Annotated in this window: 7 protein-coding genes and 1 pseudogene; 1 reads left to right on the forward strand and 7 read right to left on the reverse strand. The window is 73.0% G+C overall.

What is annotated here, in order from left to right; genetic code table 11:
* The 3 genes and pseudogenes from ADL12_RS16220 to ADL12_RS16230 form a co-directional block, all read right to left on the reverse strand.
* Positions 1 to 269 (reverse strand): annotated as a pseudogene (locus ADL12_RS16220) (aminoglycoside phosphotransferase family protein); the annotation flags it as partial.
* A 439-nt stretch (positions 270 to 708) separates the two neighbouring features.
* Complete coding sequence (locus tag ADL12_RS16225; RefSeq protein ID WP_062702990.1) at positions 709 to 906, reverse strand: hypothetical protein; 198 nt, start codon at positions 904 to 906, stop codon at positions 709 to 711.
* A 234-nt stretch (positions 907 to 1,140) separates the two neighbouring features.
* Complete coding sequence (locus ADL12_RS16230) at positions 1,141 to 1,380, reverse strand: hypothetical protein (protein WP_062702992.1); 240 nt, start codon at positions 1,378 to 1,380, stop codon at positions 1,141 to 1,143.
* Positions 1,381 to 1,576: 196 nt separating this feature from the next.
* Here ADL12_RS16230 and ADL12_RS16235 point away from each other — a divergent pair, with 196 nt between their 5' ends.
* Complete coding sequence (locus tag ADL12_RS16235) at positions 1,577 to 3,004, forward strand: serine/threonine-protein kinase (protein ID WP_062702994.1); 1,428 nt, start codon at positions 1,577 to 1,579, stop codon at positions 3,002 to 3,004.
* A gap of 58 nt (positions 3,005 to 3,062) precedes the next feature.
* On the opposite strand, the gene ADL12_RS16240 is transcribed toward ADL12_RS16235, so the two are convergent.
* The 4 genes from ADL12_RS16240 to cobT all read right to left on the reverse strand — a co-directional run.
* The gene (locus ADL12_RS16240) at positions 3,063 to 3,455 is read right to left on the reverse strand and encodes an NUDIX domain-containing protein (RefSeq protein ID WP_062702996.1); all 393 of its coding nucleotides are present in this window, start codon (positions 3,453 to 3,455) and stop codon (positions 3,063 to 3,065) included.
* 11 nt (positions 3,456 to 3,466) lie between these two features.
* Positions 3,467 to 4,285: a TrmH family RNA methyltransferase gene (locus ADL12_RS16245; RefSeq protein ID WP_062703000.1), complete on the reverse strand. Its 819-nt coding sequence runs from the start codon at positions 4,283 to 4,285 to the stop codon at positions 3,467 to 3,469.
* Positions 4,286 to 4,348: 63 nt separating this feature from the next.
* Complete coding sequence (gene cobA, locus ADL12_RS16250; protein WP_062703002.1) at positions 4,349 to 5,581, reverse strand: uroporphyrinogen-III C-methyltransferase; 1,233 nt, start codon at positions 5,579 to 5,581, stop codon at positions 4,349 to 4,351.
* 274 nt (positions 5,582 to 5,855) lie between these two features.
* The coding region (cobT, locus tag ADL12_RS16255; RefSeq protein WP_062703004.1) for a nicotinate-nucleotide--dimethylbenzimidazole phosphoribosyltransferase at positions 5,856 to 8,307 on the reverse strand (2,452 nt) is incomplete at its 5' end.

Below are 8,307 nucleotides of genomic sequence, written 5' to 3' on the forward strand. Positions count from 1 at the left end.
AGCCTGCCGTGCAGGTCGACGGGCGTGGGGCCGAGCGGGGGCAGGAGGAGGCCGGGGAGGTGCGTGGCGGCGGTGAGGCGGGGGGTCAGGTCGCCGAAGGTGAGGTCGGGGGCGTGGGCCTTGGCGACGGTGTCGGCATGCCGGACGACGGTGGCGTCGGGGCGGTCGGCGAGGGTGACGGGCGCTCCGCAGGGACAGGCGGAGGTACGTGAGTGAGCCGCGGCTTCGGCTTGTGCGGGGAGGGGGGGCAGGAGGGGGTTGGGGGTCACTGGGGTCCCTTGGGTGCGGATGCGTTGGGCCGAGGGTACGTGGGGGCGGCGTCGGTTTGGCCGTACGGGCGGTCCGGGCGCGGCCGGTTTGCTGGGCGCCCGGCGTTGTGTCTGGGCGGGGGTGGGTCGCGCAGCCCGGCGCTTGCGGGGTGCCGCCCTTCTCTGGGTCGGGAGCCGCCCCAGCGGCACGACTGCCCGCAGGCTGCGCGGGACACGCGCCACAACCCACCTGTGAGCACCGCAACCAATATTTGAGCAACTCCCACGGCGAGCAACCAGGTCCGCGAGAGCGGCGCCGGCTTAGGCGCAAAAAGGTGCAATGCCGGCGCAGCTCCCCAGCTGCGCCGGCATTTTTGCCGTCCGCCGCACCCCCGTCCCCACGGGGTTTCATGGGTGGATGTCCCCGCCCGGACCGCTCTTCCGGGCCTGGGGTCGCCGCTCAGCGCCCCAGCATCACACCCACGGACGACGCCTGTGTGGCCACCGTCTCCCAGCCGTCGAAGACGACGAGGAGCAGGACCGCCAGGGGAAGGGCCATGAGCGTCGCCACCAGGGGGTGGCGGCGACCCTGACGGCGGGGGCGCAGCGCCGTGCGCTCCTGCATGCGGATCAGTGTCCGCGGTGCCGTCTGGGCCATGGTCCCTCTCCTGACCTGTATCTGTTGTCGTTGGCAGCGGCGGGTGTCTGACCTCGGGGGACGAGTGCTGCACCCGCCGCTTGACCTCAAATCTAGGCGGCCGGGCCACCCAGGGCGTCATGCCCTCGTACCGATTGCCGGGCCTCCCGGAGGATGAGCCATGACCTGCGGAGTACTCCCCTGGGTGGAGACGAGGACCTAGGTCTCGGGGTCTTCCCGGAGGGGACGCCTGGTCTACCCCGATTTCTCCGAGCTGTCCTCGCGCGGCACCGGCTGCTCCACCAGCGCCAGGACTCGGTTCGCCATGAACCGGGCCGTACGCACCACGGAGCCGTTCCGGGTGACTTCGCTCACTTCCACGACACCTCGGCGCACCGCCGTCTCCACCCGGCGGCCCGCCCTGCTTGCCACCACCTCGTACGTGCGCGTCGTGTCCCCTGCATCCACGACTATCTCCACGCGATCACCCTTCACGGGCTCAATCCCCCTTCTGCGATGGGTGGTTGGGGGACGAAAAGGGCCGAAGTCGCCCTGCTCACCAGCCCCCTGACCACCCTTCAAGTCTCCCACCCACCACTGACAATCCATCCTCGCGAGAGGGCGCGGCCTCTGCGCACGGCGGCCGACGGAAACGTAAGCTGTGGCTCGTCACACGGACCGGGCAGCGGGGATGAACATGGCGATGATGCGCCTGAGGCGCGAGGACCCGCGCGTCGTCGGCTCGTTCAGGCTTCACAGAAGGCTCGGCGCGGGCGGCATGGGCGTCGTCTACCTGGGCTCCGACAAGAAGGGGCAACGGGTCGCGCTGAAGGTGATCCGGCCCGACCTGGCGGAGGATCAGGAGTTCCGCTCGCGGTTCGCGCGTGAGGTCTCGGCGGCACGGCGGATTCGCGGGGGCTGTACGGCACGGCTCGTGGCCGCCGACCTCGAAGCGGACCGACCCTGGTTCGCCACGCAGTATGTGCCCGGCCCTTCTCTGCACGACAAGGTCGCCGACGAGGGCCCGCTCGGCGCGGCGGAGGTCGCCGCCGTCGGGGCCGCCCTGTCCGAGGGGCTCGTCGCCGTCCACGAGGCAGGTGTCGTACACCGGGATCTCAAGCCCTCCAACATCCTGCTCTCCCCCAAGGGCCCGCGGATCATCGACTTCGGTATCGCATGGGCCACGGGGGCCTCGACCCTCACGCACGTCGGTACGGCGGTCGGTTCGCCCGGCTTCCTCGCCCCGGAACAGGTGCGCGGCGCCGCCGTCACCCCGGCCACGGACGTCTTCTCCCTCGGCGCCACCCTGGCGTATGCGTCGATGGGTGACTCGCCCTTCGGACACGGCAGTTCCGAGGTGATGCTGTACCGCGTCGTACACGAGGAAGCGCAGCTGTACGGCGTACCGGACGCCCTGGCTCCGTTGGTACGGGCGTGTCTGGCGAAGGACCCGGAGGAGCGGCCCAGCACGCTCCAGCTGTCCCTGCGGCTCAAGGAGATCGCGGCCCGGGAGGCCCAGGGGCTCGCGGACGTACGCCCACCTGCGCAGCGCAGCCCGGAGGCGGACCGGCCGACCGGGCGGCTTGCCGACACCTATGCGGAGCCGCAGCGCGCCCAGCGACGCCCCCAGGGCACTCCCCCGCCGCGCGGCACCGGCGGCGTTCCGCGGGGCACCGGCGCCTCGCGGGGGCCCGGCCCCGCGCGCGACGGGGCTCCGCCGAGGGGCAGCGGCGCAGGGAACGGTGGTACCGCTTCGTCCAGGTCCGGGGCGCGTCCGGTGCCGGTCCCGCGGAACACCTCGCGTTCGGGCAACGGCAGCCGTCCCGCGCCGCGTGGCGGCACCGGCCGTCCGGCGCCGCGCGGCACGGGAATCGGGCGGCGGCCCGCCAACCCGCAACTGCTTCGGCAGCGGTTGTTCGTGTTCGTCGTGGTCACGCTGCTCGTGGCGCTCGGCATCGCGGCGGCTCAGGGCTGCCAGGGGCCGCAGCGCGGGCTCGGCGGCGACGGGGACGGCGTACAGCAGCCGCAGGAGCAGGAGCAGGTGGACTCGGGCTACCAGCCGCTCGACGACGACGTGATGTCCGACCGGTACGAGTCGACCCTCGACATCTCCGAGTAGGCGACGTCCCCGAACAGGCCTCACGGGCGGGCGTCAGCGGCGCGCGGCGGAGCCGGGGTCACAGGTCGGGCAGGATCCGTTCGAAGAACTCCCGGTCGCCGTCGAAGACCGGGTCCAGGGACAGGAACTCCTCCGGCGTGACCCAGCGGGCCTCGCCGACCTCCCCCGGATCGGGGACCACGTCGCCGGTGTCGGCCCGGGCCATCCACCAGTGGAGGCGGAAGGAGCCGTCGTCCGTCTCCGACTCCCAGACCTTCGCCAGGAGTACGACGGTCAGGCCGACCTCCTCGCGGACCTCCCGGACGACGGCTTCTCGCTGGGTCTCCCCCGGCTCGATCCTGCCGCTGAGGGGCTGCCAGTAGCCGGGGCGCTGCACGGCGGGGCCGCGGCGGATGGCGAGCACGCGGTCGGCGCGGAGCAGGACCGCGACGATCGCCTCGCGCTGCGCCATCGCCGTACGGCCTAGCCCTGGGGGCGGCCGGTGGCCACCGCGTAGAAGGCGACCGCGGCCGCCGCGCCGACGTTGAGGGAGTCGACGCCGTGGGACATCGGGATGCGGACCCATTCGTCGGCGGCCACCAGGGCCTGGGTGGACAGGCCGTCGCCCTCGGCGCCCAGCATCAGCGCGACCCGGTCCATCCGGTGCGGGGCGGCCTCGTCCAGGGACTTGGCCTTCTCGTCGGGGGTGAGGGCGAGGAGGGTGAAACCGGCCTCGCGGACCGACTCCAGGCCCTTGGGCCAGGTGTCCAGGCGGGCGTAGGGCACGGAGAAGACCGCGCCCATGGAGACCTTGACGCTGCGGCGGTAGAGGGGGTCGGCGCAGTCAGGGGAGAGGAGCACCGCGTCCATGCCGAGGGCGGCCGCCGACCGGAATATGGCGCCGATGTTGGTGTGGTCGTTCACCGATTCCATGATCACGACCCGGCGGGCGGTCTGCAGGAGCTCGGCCGCCGTGGGCAGCGGCTTGCGCTGCATGGAGGCCAGCGCGCCGCGGTGCACGTGGTAGCCGGTGACCTGCTCGGCGAGGTCCGGGCTGACGGCGTACACCGGGGCCGGGAGTTCGTCGATGACGTCGCGCATGACGTCGACCCACTTGGCCGAGAGCAGCATCGACCGCATCTCGTAGCCGGCTTCCTTCGCCCGTCTGATGACCTTCTCGCCCTCGGCGATGAACAGGCCCTCGGCCGGCTCGCGCTTGCGGCGCAGGTCGACGTCGGTCAGGCCCGTGTAGTCGTGCAGGCGCGGGTCGTTCGGGTCATCGACGGTGATGAGATCGGCCACAGGGTGATACTGCCTTGTCCTGGGTGCGGTGCCAACGGCTCGGAACAGATGGGTTACCCGCGGTTACGCGGAAGGGCTCGGTCCTACCTTCACGACCTCGCCGATGACGATCACCGCCGGCGGCTTCACGTCCTCGGTCCGTACGGTCTCCGCGACCGTCGCCAGGGTCGCGTCGACGCGGCGCTGGGCGGCCGTCGTGCCCTCCTGGATCAGGGCGACCGGCGTGTCCGCGGACTTGCCGTGCGCCACGAGCGTCTCGGCGATCTTGCCGATCTTGTCGACGCCCATGAGGATCACGAGAGTCCCGGTCAGCTTGGCCAGCGACGGCCAGTCGACGAGTGAGCGCTCGTCGTCGGGGGCCACGTGGCCGCTGACCACCGTGAACTCGTGGGCCACACCCCGGTGGGTGACCGGGATGCCGGCCGCGCCCGGGACCGAGATCGAGCTGGAGATGCCGGGGACGACGGTGCAGGGGATGCCCGCCTCGGCGAGCGCCTGGAGCTCCTCCATACCGCGGCCGAAGACATAGGGGTCCCCGCCCTTGAGCCGGACGACCGACTTGCCCTGCTTGGCGTGCTCGATCAAGGCGTTGTTGATGGCCTCCTGGGCCATGAAACGGCCGTACGGGATCTTCGCCGCGTCGATCACCTCGACGTGAGGCGGGAGTTCGGCGAGGAGGTCGCGCGGGCCGAGGCGGTCGGCGATGACGACGTCGGCCTCGGCGAGCAGGCGGCGGCCGCGGACGGTGATCAGGTCCGGGTCGCCGGGGCCGCCGCCGACCAGGGCGACGCCGGGGGTGCGGGTGCGGTGGTGGGGGGCGACGAGGGTGCCGTCGCGAAGGCCCTCGACGACCGCGTCGCGGATGGCCGCGGTGTGGCGGGGGTCGCGGCCGCGGGCGCTGGTGGTGAGGACGGCGACCGTGACGCCCTCGCTGTGGCCGGTGGCGGGGGTCCAGGCGGTGGCGGCGTCGGCGTCGTCGGAGCGGACGCACCAGACGCGGTTTCGCTCCGCTTCGGCGGAGGCTCGGGCGTTCGCTTCCTTGTCGCCGGTGGCGATCAGGGCGTACCAGGCGTCCGCGAGGTCGCCGTCCGCGTAGGGGCGCCGTTCCCAGGTGATCTCGCCGTCGTCCGCCATGGCCTCGACCGAGGGGGTCGCTTCGGGGGATACGAGGAGGATGTCCGCGCCTGCTGCGATCAGTGTCGGGAGGCGGCGCTGGGCGACCTGGCCGCCGCCGAGGACGACCACTTTGCGGCCGGTGAGGCGGAGGCCTACGGGGTAGGCGGGGTTTTCGGCCATGAGGTGCGGCTCCTCGGGCAGGCGGTGGTTCTATGGGCATGCTGCGGCTTCGAAGCAGCCCTGACGTGCGGATTTTAAGCGCGCGGCCGGTGCGTGGCTCGGGCGGGTGGGGTTTCCTTCCCCAAGCCCACCCCTTCCCGAAACCGGGGGCTCTGCCCCCGGACCCCCGAACGCGCGGGTGGGTGGGCGGCTGTGCCCACCCGTTCCGCCCCTGGGGGTACCTCCCAGGCCCTTAAGGCACTGGGGGAGGAACGACTGCCCACAGCCGCGCGGCCTACTTTTCAGTTACGCCAGCTGAATCGAACGTCGCCACCTCGTGCATCGCCCTCGCCGTGCTCTGCACCAGCGGCAGGGCCAGCAGCGCGCCCGTGCCCTCGCCCAGTCTCAGGTCCAGGTCGACCAGGGGGCGCAGGCCCAGCTTGTTGAGGGCGGCCACGTGGCCGGGCTCGGCGCTGCGGTGGCCGGCGATGCAGGCCGCGAGGACCTCGGGGGCGATCGCGCGGGCGACCAGGGCGGCCGCGCCGGCGCTGACGCCGTCCAGGATCACCGGCGTGCGCAGGGAGGCGCCGCCCAGCAGAAGGCCGACCAGCGCGGCGTGCTCGAAGCCGCCGATCGCCGCCAGGACGCCGATGGGGTCGGCCGGGTCGGGCTGGTGAACCTCGATGGCGCGGCGGACGACCTCGGTCTTGCGGGCGAGGGTCTCGTCGTTGATGCCGGTGCCGCGGCCCGTCACCTCGGCGGGGTCGGTGTCCGTGAAGACCGAGATCAGGGCCGCCGACGCGGTCGTGTTGGCGATGCCCATCTCGCCCGTCAGCAGGGCCTTGTTGCCGGCTGCCACCAGGTCACGGGCGGTGTCGATGCCGACCTCGATGGCCTGCTTGGCCTCCTCGCGGCTCATCGCGGGGCCGGTCGTCATGTCGGAGGTGCCCGCGCGGACCTTGCGGGGCAGCAGGCCGGGGGTGGCCGGGAGGTCGGCGGCCACGCCGACGTCCACCACACAGACCTCGGCGCCCACCTGGCCCGCGAAGGCGTTGCAGACCGCTCCGCCGCCGAGGAAGTTGGCGACCATCTGGGCCGTCACCTCCTGCGGCCAGGGGGTGACACCCTGGGCGTGCACGCCGTGGTCCCCGGCGAAGATCGCGACGGCCGCGGGCTCCGGGATCGGCGGCGGGCACTGGCGGGACAGGCCGGACAGCTGCGCGGAGATGATCTCCAGCATGCCGAGCGCGCCGGCCGGCTTCGTCATCCGCTTCTGCCGCTCCCAGGCCTCGCCGAGCGCCTTGGCGTCCAGTGGGCGGATCTGGGCGACGGTCTCGGCGAGCAGGTCGTGCGGCTCCTCGCCGGGCAGGGCACGGCGGCCGTACGTCTCCTCGTGCACGACCCAGGACAGCGGGCGGCGCTTGGACCAGCCGGCCTGCATCAGCTCGGGCTCTTCCGGGAACTCGTCGACGTACCCGACGCACAGGTAGGCGATGACCTCCAGGTGCTCGGGCAGGCCGAGGGCGCGGACCATCTCGCGCTCGTCGAAGAAGCTGACCCAGCCGACGCCGAGGCCCTCGGCGCGGGCGGCGAGCCAGAGGTTCTCCACCGCGAGGGCGGCCGAGTACGGCGCCATCTGCGGCTGCGTGTGGCGGCCCAGGGTGTGGCGGCCGCCGCGGGTCGGGTCGGCGGTGACGACGATGTTCACCGGGGTGTCGAGGATGGCCTCGATCTTCAGTTCCTTGAACTGCTTCGCCCGGCCCTTGGGGAGGGACTTGGCGTAGGCCTCGCGCTGGCGCATGGCCAGTTCGTGCATCGTGCGGCGCGTCTCGGCCGAGCGGATGACGACGAAGTCCCAGGGCTGCGAGTGACCGACGGACGGGGCCGTGTGAGCCGCCTCCAGGACGCGGAGCAGCACCTCGTGCGGGATCGGGTCACTGCGGAAGCCGTTGCGGATGTCGCGGCGCTCACGCATGACCTTGAGGACGGCCTCGCGTTCGGCGTCGTCGTAGGCGGGCGCTGCCGGGCCGGTGGACTGCCTCACTTCTTCCACGGCCGTGCTCTCTTCTGCGGGGGCTTCTTGGTCTTCCTGGTCGGCGGCCCGGGTGTCCAGGTCCTCCGCGTGCTGTACGAGTTCGGGGTCGCCGTCACGGGGTGCGGGGACCGTGGCGACGGCAGGCGGCGCCTCCTCTGCGGGGAGGACCGTCGGCTGCGGCGGAGTCGGCGCGAGGTACGGGGTGGTCGGCACCGAGCCCTCGACCGGGACGAACTGGCCCAACGGCTGGTCGGGCGTGGGCTCCAGGTGCGGTGGGACCGGGCCCTCGGAGCCGTGCGCGGACTGGGCGGCCAGGGGCTGGAGCTGCGGGCCGGCGGGTTCGGCGACGAAGGGCTGGGGTGCCTCGGCCGGTGCGGCGTCCTGGGCGAGCGGCTGGGCGGCCTCGGCCGGCTCGGTGTCGGCGTCCGGGGTCGGATGGGCGTCCGGTACCTGGGCCGCGGGGGCCGCGATCTGGGGTTCCGCGTCGGGGGTGGTGGGGATCACGGCCACTGGCTGTGCTTCGGCGTCCGGAGCGGTGGCGCTCGCGGCCACCGCCTGCGCTTCGGCGTTCACATCCGTCGGAGCACCGTCCTGCGTCGGCTGCTCGGCCTGCGCGAGGGCGGGGGCCTGGACGACTTCGGGGGCCTGCGCCTGCTGCGGGGCCGGGTCTTCGGCGGGCTGGGCGACCGGGGCGGGGGGCTCGGTCTGCTGC

The organism is Streptomyces regalis (assembly GCF_001509475.1).
Taxonomy (GTDB): domain Bacteria; phylum Actinomycetota; class Actinomycetes; order Streptomycetales; family Streptomycetaceae; genus Streptomyces; species Streptomyces regalis.